The following is a 16,355-nucleotide window of genomic DNA, read 5'->3' as shown; positions in this document are numbered from 1 at the left end:
AACATGAAGTTTACTTATAGCAAACTTTTTTATTTGAAGTTGTGTCAATCAAAGGGGGAATGAACATGGAGATTGGCGAGAAGCTGCGCAATTTGCGCGTTCAAAAGAATTTGACCCAAGAAGAATTAGGCGAGCGGACCGATTTGACGAAAGGCTATATCTCACAGTTGGAGCGTGATTTGAGTTCGCCTTCTATGGAAACTTTTTTTACGATCTTAGAAGTTTTAGGCGTGACACCAGAGGAATTTTTCCGAGAAGAAAATGCGCAGCATCAAGTGGTTTATCGCGAAGAAGACAGCACGCTTTATTATGATGAAGAAAATGGCTATGAATTGAAGTGGCTGATTCCCGATTCCAATGAAAAAGAAATGGAGCCAGTCTTGCTGACCTTTGATAAAGCGGGCGAATACAAGACCTTTGAACCATCGTTAGCAGAAACATTTATCTATGTCTTAGAGGGCAGTGTGGCCTTGACACTAGGAGAAACGCAGTACAAGGCTCGTAAAGGCCAATCGATTTATTATCAGGCGACTGAGCCGCATCAATTAAAAAATATTGCGGGCAAAAAAAGCCGTGTGCTTGTAGTCGTGACAGATTCTTATTTATAGTACAGGAGGAAAGAGTGTGGGAAAAACAATAATTTCATTCAACAATGTGGTGAAGCGATTTGATGATGATGAAACAGTTTTGAAAAAAGTGAGTTTTGATATTGAAGAAGGTCGCTTTTATACATTGTTAGGTCCTTCAGGTTGTGGAAAAACAACCATCTTACGCATCATTGCGGGTTTTTCGGACGCAACAGAAGGCGACGTTTATTTTGATGGACAAAGAATCAATGATGTTCCTGCCAATCAACGGCAAGTGAATACTGTCTTTCAAGATTACGCCTTATTCCCACATATGAACGTTTTTGAAAATGTGGCATTTGGTCTGCGAATCAAAAAATTACCAAAAGATGAAGTGAATAAAAAAGTCTTAGAAGCGTTGCGGCTAGTGCAGCTTCCTGGTTATGAGAATCGTGAAATCAGCGAAATGTCTGGAGGACAACGCCAACGGGTCGCAATCGCACGAGCGATCGTCAATGAACCCAAAGTATTGCTTCTTGATGAACCATTGTCCGCATTGGATTTGAAATTGCGAACTGACATGCAATACGAACTGCGGGAATTGCAGCAGCGACTAGGCATCACCTTTATTTTTGTCACCCATGACCAAGAAGAAGCGTTGGCGATGAGTGATGAGATTTTCGTTATGAACAAAGGGAAGATCGTCCAAAGCGGCACACCGGTGGATATCTACGATGAACCAATCAACCATTTTGTGGCGGATTTTGTCGGTGAAAGCAACATCGTCACAGGTACGATGATCGAAGACAACTTAGTGGAATTTGTCGGCAAGCAATTTGAATGTGTCGATGGCGGGATGCGGCCGAATGAAGCCGTTGAGATCGTGATCCGTCCAGAAGATTTGAATTTGACGACGGCGGAAAAAGGCAAGCTGGTCGTTGAAGTAGACACGCAATTGTTCCGAGGCGTGCATTACGAGATCATTTGTTACGACGAACAAGGCAACGAGTGGATGGTTCACTCTACAAGAAAAGCCACTGAAGGAAGCAAGATCGGTCTTTCCTTTGAACCAGAAGACATCCACGTCATGCGTTTCAATGAGTCCGAAGAAGATTTTGATGCTCGTTTAGAGAGCTACGAAGATTAGGAGGGAAAGCTAATGACGAAAATGCGTCGTTTTTATGCGATACCCTATGTCTTTTGGTTATTGCTATTTGTTATTGCACCAGTCTTATTGATCATCTACCAATCTTTTTTTGATATGAACGGCAACTTTTCGCTGGTCAATTATCAAAGCTACTTAGGTTCGGGAAAATATTTGATCATGACCTTAAACTCGGTTTGGTATGCCTTTTTGATCACCTTGATTACCTTAGTGATCAGCTACCCGACAGCGTATTTCTTAACTAAGCTGCGCCACAAAGATTTGTGGCTGCTGTTGATCATCTTACCAACGTGGGTCAACTTATTGTTAAAAGCCTATGCGTTTATTGGGATTTTCGGCATTCATGGCAGTGTCAACAACTTCCTAGAAATCATGGGGGTTGGACCAAAGCAGATTTTGTTTACTGACTTCAGCTTTTTGACGGTTGCCGTCTATATCGAACTGCCCTTTATGATCATGCCGATTTTTAATGCCTTAGAAGAAATGAATCCCTCTTTGATCAGTGCCAGTCGCGATCTAGGGGCAAACAGCTATGATACTTTCCGACGAGTGATTTTCCCTCTTTCGTTAAACGGGGTAAAAAGCGGCGTCCAAGCCGTCTTCATTCCATCGCTCTCCCTCTTCATGTTGACCCGTTTGATTGGGGGCAATCGCGTGATCACGCTTGGTACGGCGATCGAGCAGCACTTTCTCGTTACCCAAAATTGGGGCATGGGTTCGACCATCGGCGTCATTTTGATCATCGCCATGTTCCTCGTGATGTTGTTTACGGGAGAAAAGAAAAAAGGAGGGCAACGTAAATGAAAAAATTTCGCTGGTCGAATCTTTATCTGATCGTCGTCTTTATTCTTTTGTACGTGCCGATCTTTTATTTGATTTTCTATTCCTTCAATGAAGGAGGCACCATGAATGCTTTTACGGGTTTCACTTTTGAACATTACCAATCCGTCTTTCAAGATACCCGCTTGATGATCATCGTGTTGAACACCTTTATGCTGGCATTTTTATCAGCATTACTGGCAACGATCATTGGCACATTTGGTGCGATGGGCATCTACTATACCCGCAAGCGCCGAACGAGAACGGCCTTGTTGAGTTTGAATAATATTTTGCTGGTTTCACCAGATGTCATCATTGGCGCCAGTTTCTTGATTTTCTTTACGATGATCGGCAACTTGTTCCGTGGGTTTAGCTTAGGCTTTTTCAGCGTGTTGCTTTCGCATATCGCCTTTAGTATCCCGATCGTGGTATTGATGGTCTTGCCGAAATTGCAAGAGATGAACGATTCAATGATCGATGCTGCCCGTGATTTAGGCGCGAATAATTTTCAAGTCATTAAAAATATCATTTTGCCTTTCTTGACACCGGGCATCATCGCCGGCTATTTCATGGCCTTTACTTATTCACTTGATGATTTTGCCGTAACATTCTTTGTGACGGGCAATGGCTTTAGTACCTTATCAGTAGAGATCTATTCTAGAGCACGTCAAGGAATCAGTTTAGAAATCAATGCATTAAGCACACTTGTCTTCTTATTCTCCATGATTCTGGTGGTAGGCTATTACTTTATCAGTAAAGAAAACGGCGCGAAGAAATTACGTAAAAACCGCCGTGTGGAGGTGGCAAATCTGCGATGAAACGACTACAATCTCTGATTATCGGTATTGTTGCGATCGTCCTGATCTTGCTCTTTGGTGTCCGTGAATTGGAACGCACCTCTGGTATGGCAGGTGCTGAGGTCGTCAACATCTACAACTGGGGCGACTACATCGACCCTGATTTGATCAGTAAGTTTGAAGAAGAGACTGGCTACAAAGTCAATTATGAAACCTTTGACTCAAATGAAGCGATGTTCACGAAGATCCAACAAGGCGGTACGTCCTATGACATCGCCATACCGAGTGAATACATGATTGAGAAAATGATGGAACAAAATCTTTTAAAACCATTGGATCACAGCAAAATCAAAGGGCTAGACAATATCGACCCTCGCTTTTTAGACCTGAGTTTTGATCCGGGCAATCAATATTCGATCCCTTATTTCTGGGGAACACTAGGGATCGTCTATAACGATAAATTCTTTGATGAAGGTGAGATCACCCAATGGGACGATCTTTGGAAACCCGAATTAGCAAACAGCATCATGCTGATCGATGGCGCGCGTGAAGTAATGGGATTAGGTTTGGACAGCTTAGGCTATTCTCTAAACAGCAAAGACGATGATCAGCTGCAAGAGGCATTCAATAAGCTTCGGACCATGACCCCAAACATCAAAGCCATCGTCGCAGATGAAATCAAGATGTACATGGCCAATGAAGAAGCATCGGTTGCGGTCACATTTTCTGGGGAAGCAGCCGACATGATGTACGAAAACGAACACATTCATTATGTGATCCCTTCGGAAGGCTCCAACCTGTGGTTTGATAATATGGTCATTCCTAAGACCTCACAAAACGAAGCCGGTGCTTACGCCTTCTTGAACTTTATGCTAGAACCCGAGAATGCTGCACAAAACGCAGAGTACATCGGCTATTCCACACCTAACCAAGAAGCCATGGCCTTACTGCCAGACGAGATCACCGAAGACGAACAATTCTACCCATCCGATGAATTGATGGAACACCTCGAAGTCTATGAAAACTTAGGTGCTGAGTATCTTGGCATCTATAACGATTTGTTCTTGGAATTGAAGATGTATCGGAAATAGCGTGAAAACTCAGTAAGAATGGCATAAAACCAACCAAATATAACGAACCCTTTCAACCATTTTTCTTGTTAGTTTTCCAATTTTCTTCCAAAAAATCGTTAAAAACATATTTTTCGGCGTTATTTAAAGCTTTCTTCCAATAAATTTCTTCCAGAAAAATGTCATTATATCTTATGATTAATGGTTGATAAATATTATAGAACAGTCGATTATTCTCTTAGTTTCACCTCAATAAATAATTAACCAATCCTTCTAGAAAATGTGTAGATTAGCTGCCATTTTTTCTAGAAGGTTTTTTAATTTCTGATGAAGGTTCAGCTATGGTAGTGAATCGATTTTCTTATAATATTGCTGTGATGATTGAGTTAGGGGATGAAGTATCTGAAAATGAACTACAATTAAACGATGTCCGGGCAGCTCAACGGTCTAGCTTTAATTTTATCGAAGCTAATTTGCAAAATACTGCTGAAAGAATGATCTCATCTTTAGCTATGGAAGCAACTATTTATCGCCTTGGGGAAGAATCTCCCCTATATATTAGTAATCGAACAGGCTTAAAAATGGCACCAAACTCGAATTTTAACTATGGAATTGATCTTCAACAGACAGCTATCCAACCTGAAGAATACACTATTCAGTTAATAGTTGAGGCGGATGATAAAACTTACGAATTTGAGAGGAATTTTACTATAACAACCGAAGAAGCAGCCAATCTAAATGAATCAGCTGTGTTTGTAAATACAGTTTAGATTAGAGGACTACGAGTGTGCAGCCCACTAATATAAACTATTGGGAGATAAAGATATTAGAAAATAATTCGTCATTAAAAGGATCGACTCTCGTAGCATCTTTAAAAAAAGAAACATTTAAATACATTGTATTTTCTGATATAACCTTCCAAAACATTGGAAGGGTGATGTGAACTTTGAAAAGAAAAATCATTTTTTTAATACTGTAAATATCCGGGTACTCTTTCATTAAATAATCTTTTGAAATGAGTAGTGATAGAAAATGGTTCTTTCTATCTGTGTATTTAAACGGAACTTCTCCGAAGTTATGCTTATACCGTATATAAAAGAACGGTTAAGCGTATAAGATCTCAATGAAAGGAGTGATTGACTTGTCACAAAAAAGAGAGTGTTATGGCGGTCAATGTAAAATACCGATTACATCCTACAACAAACGGTTGTACTGGCCGCCAAACGATTGAGGGAGTCTCGCACAGCAACTGTATGAGCGTAGTGTGAGTTTATGTACCCGACTGATTACTATAAATGTAAATCCTGTCGACTGAAGTATCAATTAGTGATGGGCACCAATCAGTTTATTTTGGTGAATGAGAATGAAGACTGGATGTCAGGAAAATATTTTGAATTTAAAAATGCAAAAGTCGAATTCAATTAATCAAATTATACTCGATTGGTACAGAATCTGGGAGGAAGATATTACGGAAGAATTATTTTTAAACAAAGAACACATTAGAAAATTCACTAATATGATGAATGAATTAGGATTTAAGGATCTTAATGATCCTTACTGGAGAAGCTTAGTGTATATTTTGTCTGGTGATGATAGACTGTTCAATGAACTGCACACATTTGTTAATATTAAAGGAAAAGAGATCAATAGTGAAATCTGGTTTGATGGTCATTTATGTGGCGGTGATAAAAGACTGCTTGCTTTGGGATATAACTTATATACATATCAGGATTTCCATGAGTTTGACAACGGAAAGAAGTATTACGTTTCTCCGTTAGAAATTTTTGTCTGGAATTGATGAAACAGGACATAAGTTAGCTAGAAATGCCATCGATATGAGATTGAAGTTTAAATGATGAAAATAATTATATTCAATGAGGGAACTAGAACTACATGATCAATGGAGTTTCCTTTTATCCATCTCATTAAACTTATAATATCATCAGTTCAAATATTTAGTATGAATACTACCAATAATATATTATTAAGGTTAATAAAAATCATAAATTTCATAGGTTCATGAAAATTATGATAAGAGTTTATTGGTAATTAAAGGTATTATGTAGACAGTAATATAATACTAATTTTACCAATAACCTTCGTTAATGAGAAAAAGGAAAATAGACCCTAAAATTTTTTTTTGGGGTCTTGGAAATACTATTAAACTGGGAATGTAAAAATTTGAGTTATGGGAATTTTTACATTCTAAATAATGAAGAATATTGGGACAAATGCGACTGTCATTTCAAGTTGGGCTGTTTTATATAAAGGAGTGAAACTAGGTGTTATACAAGTTTAGTAGCATATTGGTAGTTGGAATGATGGTTCTTGGTCAACCTATTACAGTATTTGCTAATACGGTTGATAGCGAACTGCAAACCAATAACTCAGTCAGTGAAGAGCATGAAGAAATATCTGATGCCCTTGAGGAAAGTTCGGAGAGTACCTTAGATAAAATAGAAGAAAATGTTATAGATTCGGGTTCAACCGTTGATAGTACTTCTGAAGAGAGCACTCCTTCCTATTCTACGAATAATGAAACCGATAGTAGTGAAGAATCGAATAATTCCGATGAAGTAGAAAAAAAGGAAGAGACTTTAGCAGAAGATGTTGTAGCAGGTACTTGGGGATCTGTCCCCTGGGAATGGAATAGCGAGACCGCCACAATAACATTACAAGGAGGGAATGCGGGAACAGTTGCTGCTGCTCCGTGGAAAACGTATACCAATGTCCAAAGCATTATTGTTGAGGGCACAGTCGTTTTACAAGCTAACGCAGCTAACCTATTTCAAAATCTAAAAAGTTTGACCTATATTGATACGCTATCTTTTGATACAAGCCAGGTTACAACTTTTGATTTTTTATTTGCAGACAGCGATTCTCTGGAAGTTTTAAATCTGAATGGTTGGAACACTAGCAATGTTACCTCAATTAATAGAACCTTTCATAATATGACTTCCTTAGTTGAACTTGATATTAGTAGTTGGAATATGACAAACGTAAGGAGTAGCTCAACGAACTCTTGGTTTATCTTTGAGGCTCGAAACTTACGAACCATTCATTTAGGAGTAAATACAACATTTTTGCACATGGGTAGTTCTTCAAGACCGGTTTTCCAAACCGGTGCTCCTTCAGTAGAATACACCGGAAATTGGCTTTATCTAAAAGATCAAAACGGAAATGATCCTGAAGAAAGAGTTGTAACAGCTCGAAGAACCTTGTTAAGTACCTTTTACGATGGCTCAAAACCAGGAACTTATATATTGGAAAAAAAAGTTTCTCAACCAGTAACAGTTAAATTTCTTGATTCTGAAGGAAATGAGCTGGCGCCTTCAGTTACAATAGAGGGCGAATTTGGTAGTCAGTATAGTACGGAAGCTAAAGAAATTCCCGGCTGGAGTGTGGTCGAAATACCGAGAAATGCCACAGGCACTTTTACTGATAGTCCACAAGAAGTAGTGTATGTTTACGATCGCTCGGATGCAGCGCCGGTCACCGTTAGATATGTCGATACTGAAGGTAATCAATTATCAGAACCAAGTATCCTAAGCGGAAAAGTCGGTTTGCCATATGAAAGTGAAGCCAAAGAGATTCCTGGTTGGTACGTAACTGAAACGCCAGACAATGCTTCAGGGACTTTCACTGAAGATCCGCAAGAAGTAGTGTACGTTTACGATCGATCAGATGCCGCACCGGTCACCGTTAGATATGTCGATACTGAAGGTAATCAATTATCAGAACCAAGTACCCTAAGCGGAAAAGTCGGTTTGCCATATGAAAGTGAAGCCAAAGAGATTCCTGGTTGGTACGTAACTGAAACGCCAGTCAACGCTTCAGGGACGTTCACTGAAGAGCCACAAGAAGTAGTGTATGTTTACGATCGATCAGATGCCGCACCGGTCACCGTTAGATATGTCGATACTGAAGGTAATCAATTATCAGAACCAAGTATCCTAAGCGGGAAAGTCGGTTTGCCTTATGAAAGTGAAGCCAAAGAGATTCGTGGGTGGTATGTGATTGAAACACCGGACAATGCTTCAGGGACTTTCACTGAAGACCCACAAGAAGTGGTGTACGTGTATGATCGATCAGATGCCGCACCAGTTACTGTGAAGTACCAAGATTCCGAAGGAAACCAGCTAGCAGAGCCAAGTATATTAAGCGGAAAAGTTGGTTTGCCATATGAAAGTGAAGCCAAAGAGATTCCTGGTTGGTACGTAACTGAAACGCCAGACAATGCTTCAGGGACTTTCACTGAAGAGCCGCAAGAAGTGGTGTACGCGTACGATCGATCAGATGCCGCACCGGTCACTGTGAAGTACCAAGATTCCGAAGGAAACCAGCTAGCAGAGCCAAGTATATTAAGCGGAAAAGTTGGTTTGCCATATGAAAGTGAAGCCAAAGAGATCCCTGGTTGGTACGTAACTGAAACGCCAGACAATGCTTCAGGGACTTTCACTGAAGATCCGCAAGAAGTGGTGTACGTGTACGATCGATCAGATGCCGCACCGGTCACCGTTAGATATGTCGATACTGAAGGTAATCAATTATCAGAACCAAGTATCCTAAGCGGGAAAGTCGGTTTGCCTTATGAAAGTGAAGCCAAAGAGATTCCTGGTTGGTACGTAACTGAAACGCCAGTCAACGCTTCAGGGACTTTCACTGAAGACCCACAAGAAGTGGTGTACGTGTATGATCGATCAGATGCCGCACCAGTTACTGTGAAGTACCAAAATTCCGAAGGAAACCAGCTGGCAGAACCAAGTATCCTGAGCGGAAAGGTTGGCTTACCATATGAAAGTGAAGCCAAAGAGATTCCTGGTTGGTATGTAACTGAAACGCCAGTCAACGCTTCAGGGACGTTCACTGAAGAGCCACAAGAAGTGGTGTACGTTTACGACCGCTCGGATGCCGCACCGGTCACCGTGAAATATCAAGATACCGAAGGGAATCAACTATCAGAGCCAAGTATATTAAGCGGAAAAGTTGGTTTATCATATGAAAGTGAAGCCAAAGAGATTCCTGGTTGGTATGTAACTGAAACGCCAGTCAACGCTTCAGGGACGTTCACTGAAGAGCCGCAAGAAGTAGTGTACGTGTACGATCGATCAGATGCCGCACCGGTCACCGTGAAGTACCAAGATTACGAAGGAAACCAGCTAGCAGAGCCAAGTATATTAAGCGGAAAAGTCGGTTTGCCTTATGAAAGTGAAGCCAAAGAGATTCCTGGTTGGTACGTAACTGAAACGCCAGACAATGCTTCAGGGACTTTCACTGAAGAGCCGCAAGAAGTGGTGTACGTGTACGATCGATCAGATGCCGCACCGGTCACCGTTAGATATGTCGATACTGAAGGTAATCAATTATCAGAACCAAGTATCCTAAGCGGGAAAGTCGGTTTGCCATATGAAAGTGAAGCCAAAGAGATCCCTGGTTGGTACGTAACTGAAACGCCAGACAATGCTTCTGGGACTTTCACTGAAGAGCCGCAAGAAGTGGTGTACGTGTACGATCGATCAGATGCCGCACCAGTTACTGTGAAGTACCAAGATTCCGAAGGAAACCAGCTAGCAGAGCCAAGTATATTAAGCGGAAAAGTTGGTTTGCCATATGAAAGTGAAGCCAAAGAGATCCCTGGTTGGTATGTAACTGAAACGCCAGACAATGCTTCAGGGACTTTCACTGAAGAGCCGCAAGAAGTAGTGTACGTGTATGATCGATCAGATGCCGCACCAGTTACTGTGAAGTACCAAGATTCCGAAGGAAACCAGCTAGCAGAGCCAAGTATATTAAGCGGAAAAGTTGGTTTGCCATATGAAAGTGAATCCAAAGAGATTCGTGGGTGGTATGTGATTGAAACACCGGACAATGCTTCAGGGACTTTCACTGAAGACCCACAAGAAGTGGTGTACGTGTATGATCGATCAGATGCCGCACCAGTTACTGTGAAGTACCAAGATTCCGAAGGAAACCAGCTGGCAGAACCAAGTATCCTGAGCGGAAAGGTTGGCTTACCATATGAAAGTGAAGCCAAAGAGATCCCTGGCTGGTATGTGTTGGAAACACCGGACAATGCTTCAGGAACATTTACTGAAGAGCCACAAGAAGCGGTGTATGTTTACGACCGCTCGGATGCCGCACCGATCACTGTTAGATATGTCGATACTGAAGGGAATCAACTATCAGAGCCAAGTATCCTGAGCGGAAAAGTTGGCTTGCCATATGAAAGTGAAGCCAAAGAGATTCCTGGTTGGCACTTGACAGGAATACCAGATAATTCTTCAGGAATCTTTACCGAAAACCCGCAAGAAGTTGTTTATATCTATGTGATAAATAAAGTCGATAGTGAACAAGATAATTCTGATAATGATTTATCGACAGATAACAACTTCTCTGATTCAAATAAAAAATTACCTAATACTGGTGAATCATTAATCGGACAGGTATCAATGGTATTGGCGGGATCGCTTATTGTCATGGGAATTTTTGTATTCGTGGTAAGAAAAAGGAAGAAGGATAAAGATTAGTTAAAAAAAAAGCAACAAATCTATTAGTGATTTGTTGCTTTTCAATATTATAGAAAGGAAATTTAACTATTATGCTATTCACATCAAAGAAAGAATATATTGATCATTTTCGATATGAACTCTATGACAAATGTAATGATGAGGCAGAATTGGAAGATTATTTGAATTCTCAACTTTGTAATCTAGAAAAGTTAACAGAAAATATTTCTAAAGATACATTCTGGGAAATCTTTCCAGAAATATTGGGCATAGATGCCAAATTAAATCTATTAGTAGAATTGAGTACGTTTGAGGATTTTTCAAAGGATGAGATAATTCGAATTATTGAGAATGACTATAAAAACTACTTTAAAGAATTGTGTGGATATGATTTGAGCATGGAAACTCGTCATTCCATAATATTCAATGTTTGTTGAATTCATTTTGATTAAAATGTAAGGGGCAGAATCTTTTGCGTTTGTGCTCCCTGTTTATGATCACCTTAGTAACTAATTAACACTTAAAATTAGTTTAACCCATGAGGGCAATAGGAAATAATTAAATGCTAACAGTGGAAATGTTATTGAGAAGTTATCTTATCTAAATAAAGAAACTGTTCGTTGCGGCTATCAAAAGACCTTAATATTGAAAGCCATCACAACTGATTCTTTCTTCTATATCATCAGTTGTGATGGCTAAATATTATCTTTGAGTTAAAAAAATATACAAGCGAGAATCAATAAAGTAGAATAATTAAAAAGATACACCAAGATAATTTATCACTAAAAGCCAGGCTAGTTTATACACAAATGATTGGGTGATAAGCCCTAATTGTGATAGGAGTAGCATAGGTAAATTTGAAAATAATAAATACTGCAGTTAGCACCATTTTGTATTTACTAGTTACTCTTGAGTATAAATGTAGTCAAGAAGAATACCGCTTCCTTACATAAAATTATTATTGCTCTATGTATTTACATTGCAAACTTCGGATTGTATAAATTATTTAATGGACTTTCATAAAGGGAATTTTTCTTATATAATTCTCGGATAGACAAGCGGCATATTCATAATCATGACTTAGAGAGGTGTTCTAGTTGAATATTGAAGAACTGTTAGAAGAAAAAGAACATTATAAAATTTCGATTCTTAGGTTACTTGAGATTGAAAAAAACAACTTCATTCTCTATTCAAAAGTAAGAGAAATCACTGGGCTAACAAAATTTAAGTTCACTGTATATTTTAAGGAACTTACAGAAGAACTTCAATTAGTCACGGGAATCAATCAAATTATTTTAATGGATGATGGTGAAATTCTATGTGAGAAATTAAATCTCGAAGTAATCAAACAAATGCGACTTCACTATTTTAAATCAGCCCCCAAATTTAAAATTTTGACTGATCTACTGGTAAATGAACAATCAGTCGATACATTTTCAGATAATAACCATTTAAGCAGTTCAAATGTTTATGTAAAACGAAGAGAATTAAAAGCTTTTCTAAAAAAAAATGGTATCAAGATTAAAAAAAATCAGCTTATAGGTGATGAACAAAATATCCGGACAAAACTTTTTTGTATCTATTTTGAGATTTATAATGGGATGTTCTTTCCTTTTTCAGCTGCTACTGAAAAATCTGTGAACCAGCTTACGCAGTATGCTTTGCATTGGTTTAATCTTAAGTTGTCACATACCGAATATGTAAAATTACAATTGTTTTTAGGGATTATGACGGTTAGGTATCAAAATAAACATTCAATTAATGCTGATTACCTAACGGATTATGATATTGATCAAAGTTTACTCAATATTTTTTCAGCAACAGCGTTTCCTAACCAAAACCAGTTCCTAAAAGAGATAGGGACTTTTATTCTATATCTTTATCTCTGTGTACCAGCTAGCTTTAGAGGACAGAATAAACTAGTTGAAAAAATCGATACAGATAGGTTCTTTAAAGTAGATGGTGAATCAAAGAAAATTGTCAAAGCTATTTTTGATTCCTTACTTCTTCCAAATTTAGGAGAAGCCAAAGCAACTGAAGTAAATCAAGTGCTTTTAGAAAAAATTGTTCAAACTAATCGTAGATATTTTCTGTTTCATTTTCATCCGTTTGTATTTCGTTCAAAAAAACAAATCAATTTTTTTACAGAGACGTATCCAGAAATTGCACGAACGATCAAAGTAATTATTGAAGAACGATTTTCTCAACTACCATTCGATGAGTCGATCAATCAAGCTCAATTGTTTTATGATTACCTGTTCCTGTTATTTGATTCTTGTGACATATCTACACTGGAAAAACCAGTGTATGTATGCGTTGATTTTTCATTAGGGGAACAATATAGTCATTATATTTCTTCACAGATTAAGGGATTTAAGAACTTTAACATTATATTAGAGGATCGATTTTCTAGTCGAACAGATTTGTTTTTATCTGATTGCTTAATAAATAAAATTGGTGTTGAACAAATAATCTGGAAAAATCCGCCTTCTTCTGATGATTGGGAAGATTTTGGAAATAAAATTATTCATATCAAAAGAAAAAAGATTGTGTAGATAGTTGTCAGATGCTGCTGGATTTAAGGTAGTTACTCGCTCGTATCCTACTTTTTTCTTGGAGGAGCCGCCATTCGTAGAAGGAATAGGGGGCTTTTTTTATAGATTATTTTCTCCAAATGAAAATAATGAATAAAAAATGTCCCGTTATGACCAAATTGATCGTGAATGTTTCAGTATACTATTTTTACAGGATAGCACATACAGTTTTTTTGGTGAGAGGTGTTTAAAGAATGGTAGGTAACGACCAAAATGAATAAAAAAATAAGTATAACTTCGGTCTTTTTATTACTGATTAGTGTATTTTTCAGGTGGATTCCTTTTGATGATTCGGAATCTAAAATAGATGATTTACAAAATTCGCGAAAAGTTAGTTATGGTCGAGTAACAAAGATAACTAAAAGTAATACGAAAATATCAGATCATTCACCTGAAGAAATTGAAAATGACCGACAGCCATTAGCGTTATTTACAGCATATCTTGTGAGGCTTGAAGAGGAGCCCCAAATACATGATGGTGAACAAAGCAGATTTGAGTTGGGGAATCTTTTTAGAAAATTATCAGGCACCTTATTATTTAGTCAAAATTACAAGGAGGAGTAACAATTGAAAAACATAGTTCAAAAAACAATAAATCTATTTTTAACCTTACTTATCATTATGAATCAGGTAGGGGGAATAACCGCATTAGCAGAATCTTTAACCGAATTGTCTGATAGATCATTATTAATTGAAATTGATCGAACAGAAGCTGCACAAGGAGAGAATTTTCAACTGCGAGTCCAAGGGACCCCAGAGGTTCTAGATGCATTGATCATTGAAAAGAGTCAAGACTTGACTGAAGGGGAAGTGAATCAAGTCAGCGATAATGAGCGTGTGATTACCTATTCTTCTGAATATTCAGGGGAATATGAGTTAACTGCAAGAAGTGGTGATATTAAATCCAATACAGTTTCAATTGCAATCAATGCGCCAGAAGAAAGTAGCAGTGCCTCTTCTAGTGAAGTAGATTCTTCTGATCCGTCTGTATCGCAAGAACCACAGATAAACAAAGAAGAGAATCTTTTGAGTTATGATATCGGTATTTCTGCCACGCATCCAACCTTGATAAGTAGAAATACACAAACATTGACTGGGTATATTCAAGGTGGTGCGGGTGATATTCTTGAAGAGTACGGAGAGATGTTCGTTCGAGTTCCTAGAGAATCAATAGGATCAGTTGCGTCTATTGTAGTAAATGTGTCTGCTGGATCACCTTTAAAGCCATTGGCATTTTATCAAGAAGGAACAGATGTTGTTTTTCCTTTTACTTTTGATTATGAAGGACTGGGGGAAGCTGCTCAGCTTTATACATTCAGCATTATGTTTGAAGTTGCAACTTTTCAAACAGGCGGGACAGCTCCGAATAACCCATATAATGTGCAAATTAGCTATGCTGAACAAGTTGTAAACACGGAATTTTCTATTACACCTGCGGCTTTATCAAAGCCTATTTTTTCGAAACTTTACTATGGCTCTAGAGAAAGTGACAGCCAAGGTGCGCTTGGTAATCTACAAATTGACGGGCAAGATGTAACTAATAGTAACAAGTTTATATTAACGGTCAATTATGATGGATCACAAAAAGATGGTGTAGTGGTCACGGATGTATTACCACAAGGAACAACACTAGCTTCAAATCCGAGCACTTGGAATGCTAGTGGAAATACAGAGACCATTTCCGGCGGAGTTCGAATTGCGGAAGTAACGAATCCTGGTGAAGCAGGAAATAGTTTCCATTATGTCTCCGAGGATTTTGTTGATAGGGTATCATTCAATAGGGAAACGAATACACTCATTGTGGATTTTGGTGATCTAACAGGGGAGCAAGCGTATATTATTGAATATGCTCTTGAAGTGACCGATGTTGATTTGTTCAATGAAGGAAGGCAAGAGGATGGTTTTTCTCGAAACTATGCGAGCATGACCTATAATAATCAAGTAATTGAGCAATCCTATCGTTTGAGAATTCCAGCGAGCAATCTTCCTGCGATATCTTTAAGAAAAAGTGTGGATAAAAATATTATCAACCTTGATGAAGATGAACTAACGTATTCTCTACATGTTTCAATGTTTTCTGGTACAAGCAATACTCTAGTTATTGAAGATGTTTTGGAAGAGGGGATGGTATTTGACTCATTTCTGTCAGATATTCCTTCCTTCATTGATACAGATGTGGATGATAATGTAGTTCGGTTCAGTGCGAATCGTGAGATTGTCGGTCCAATAAATTTCACACTCTCTTTTAAGGTCAATGTAGCAGCCTATTCAGTTGGTGACCAAATTTCAAATTTTGCAACTTTAGTGAATGGGGACAGCAGGCTAAACACAAGTGTTGTAAGTACGAGAAAAATTGATGGACGTATCAAAGTAATTAAAACAGATGAGAACGGCCAACGACTACCGGGAGCAGGGTTTGAAATCTTATCCAGTGATTCACAATTAATAGCAGAAGGTAAAACAAATGAAAATGGTGAGTTTATAAGCGAACCACTGCCTGTAGGTAGATATCAAATCCGAGAAACACAAGCTCCAGAAGGATATCTTTTAGATTCAACGCTCCATGAAGTTTTCATAAATGAAAACTCGATAGAAGAAGTAACATTAACTATTCAAAATATCCTTGATACCGGCAGCGTCAAACTAATAAAATACGCTGAAGAGAGTCGGGAAGTCTTACAAGGAGCGGTCTTTGAGTTACAAGATAAAGATGGAACAGCTTTGCAGTCTGGGTTAACCACAGGCGTTGACGGAAGACTAGCGATCGAAGGTTTGGCACCAGGAACATATCAGCTGGTAGAAACGCAAGCACCGACTGGTTATGAGTTGGATGCGACC

12 protein-coding genes are annotated in these 16,355 nt (G+C 38.6%); all 12 read left to right on the top strand.

The window, feature by feature from the left end; translation table 11 throughout:
- Positions 1-65: 65 nt before the first annotated feature.
- Positions 66-608, top strand: coding sequence for a helix-turn-helix domain-containing protein (locus ACIPK1_RS02150; protein WP_015510239.1), 543 nt, complete (start codon positions 66-68; stop codon positions 606-608).
- A 16-nt stretch (positions 609-624) separates the two neighbouring features.
- Entirely contained in the window at positions 625-1,713 is a 1,089-nt protein-coding gene (locus ACIPK1_RS02145; RefSeq protein ID WP_005228533.1) for an ABC transporter ATP-binding protein, read from the top strand.
- A 12-nt stretch (positions 1,714-1,725) separates the two neighbouring features.
- Positions 1,726-2,535: an ABC transporter permease gene (locus tag ACIPK1_RS02140; protein ID WP_005234157.1), complete on the top strand. Its 810-nt coding sequence runs from the start codon at positions 1,726-1,728 to the stop codon at positions 2,533-2,535.
- Complete coding sequence (locus ACIPK1_RS02135) at positions 2,532-3,368, top strand: ABC transporter permease (protein WP_005228535.1); 837 nt, start codon at positions 2,532-2,534, stop codon at positions 3,366-3,368. Before ACIPK1_RS02140 ends, ACIPK1_RS02135 begins: the two co-directional genes overlap by 4 nt.
- Positions 3,365-4,438: a PotD/PotF family extracellular solute-binding protein gene (locus tag ACIPK1_RS02130; RefSeq protein WP_005234158.1), complete on the top strand. Its 1,074-nt coding sequence runs from the start codon at positions 3,365-3,367 to the stop codon at positions 4,436-4,438. The genes ACIPK1_RS02135 and ACIPK1_RS02130 overlap by 4 nt, the downstream gene beginning before the upstream one ends.
- 320 nt (positions 4,439-4,758) lie before the next feature.
- Positions 4,759-5,187 (top strand): DUF3324 domain-containing protein, encoded by a 429-nt coding sequence (locus ACIPK1_RS02125; RefSeq protein ID WP_301388275.1) that lies wholly within the window; start codon positions 4,759-4,761, stop codon positions 5,185-5,187.
- Positions 5,188-5,780: 593 nt separating this feature from the next.
- Positions 5,781-6,215, top strand: coding sequence for a DUF6075 family protein (locus ACIPK1_RS02120; protein WP_301388277.1), 435 nt, complete (start codon positions 5,781-5,783; stop codon positions 6,213-6,215).
- Positions 6,216-6,699: 484 nt separating this feature from the next.
- Positions 6,700-10,944, top strand: coding sequence for a MucBP domain-containing protein (locus ACIPK1_RS02115; protein WP_400449825.1), 4,245 nt, complete (start codon positions 6,700-6,702; stop codon positions 10,942-10,944).
- A gap of 71 nt (positions 10,945-11,015) precedes the next feature.
- Positions 11,016-11,360 carry a DUF7006 family protein gene (locus tag ACIPK1_RS02110; protein ID WP_301405518.1) on the top strand — a complete coding sequence of 115 codons (345 nt, stop codon included), beginning with the start codon at positions 11,016-11,018 and terminating at the stop codon, positions 11,358-11,360.
- A 660-nt stretch (positions 11,361-12,020) separates the two neighbouring features.
- Positions 12,021-13,478 (top strand): helix-turn-helix domain-containing protein, encoded by a 1,458-nt coding sequence (locus tag ACIPK1_RS02105; protein ID WP_301389908.1) that lies wholly within the window; start codon positions 12,021-12,023, stop codon positions 13,476-13,478.
- A gap of 252 nt (positions 13,479-13,730) precedes the next feature.
- Complete coding sequence (locus ACIPK1_RS02100) at positions 13,731-14,081, top strand: hypothetical protein (RefSeq protein ID WP_301389907.1); 351 nt, start codon at positions 13,731-13,733, stop codon at positions 14,079-14,081.
- A gap of 57 nt (positions 14,082-14,138) precedes the next feature.
- On the top strand, positions 14,139-16,355 hold a 2,217-nt coding region (locus tag ACIPK1_RS02095), incomplete at its 3' end, for a collagen binding domain-containing protein (RefSeq protein ID WP_400449991.1).

The sequence above is a fragment of the Enterococcus sp. NPDC086594 genome (assembly GCF_044746145.1).
Taxonomy (GTDB): domain Bacteria; phylum Bacillota; class Bacilli; order Lactobacillales; family Enterococcaceae; genus Enterococcus_D; species Enterococcus_D entomosocium.
The sequence above is the reverse complement of the archived record's forward strand: the minus strand, read 5'-3'. Positions and strand labels throughout refer to the sequence as shown.

What these genes read in the sequence shown, in the direction of transcription:
- ACIPK1_RS02150 (WP_015510239.1), top strand. Translation starts at nt 66, where the DNA reads ATGGAGATTGGCGAGAAGCTGCGCAATTTGCGCGTTCAAAAGAATTTG.
- ACIPK1_RS02140 (WP_005234157.1), top strand. Translation starts at nt 1,726, where the DNA reads ATGACGAAAATGCGTCGTTTTTATGCGATACCCTATGTCTTTTGGTTA.
- ACIPK1_RS02135 (WP_005228535.1), top strand. Translation starts at nt 2,532, where the DNA reads ATGAAAAAATTTCGCTGGTCGAATCTTTATCTGATCGTCGTCTTTATT.
- ACIPK1_RS02130 (WP_005234158.1), top strand. Translation starts at nt 3,365, where the DNA reads ATGAAACGACTACAATCTCTGATTATCGGTATTGTTGCGATCGTCCTG.
- ACIPK1_RS02125 (WP_301388275.1), top strand. Translation starts at nt 4,759, where the DNA reads ATGGTAGTGAATCGATTTTCTTATAATATTGCTGTGATGATTGAGTTA.
- ACIPK1_RS02120 (WP_301388277.1), top strand. Translation starts at nt 5,781, where the DNA reads ATGAAGACTGGATGTCAGGAAAATATTTTGAATTTAAAAATGCAAAAG.
- ACIPK1_RS02110 (WP_301405518.1), top strand. Translation starts at nt 11,016, where the DNA reads ATGCTATTCACATCAAAGAAAGAATATATTGATCATTTTCGATATGAA.
- ACIPK1_RS02100 (WP_301389907.1), top strand. Translation starts at nt 13,731, where the DNA reads ATGAATAAAAAAATAAGTATAACTTCGGTCTTTTTATTACTGATTAGT.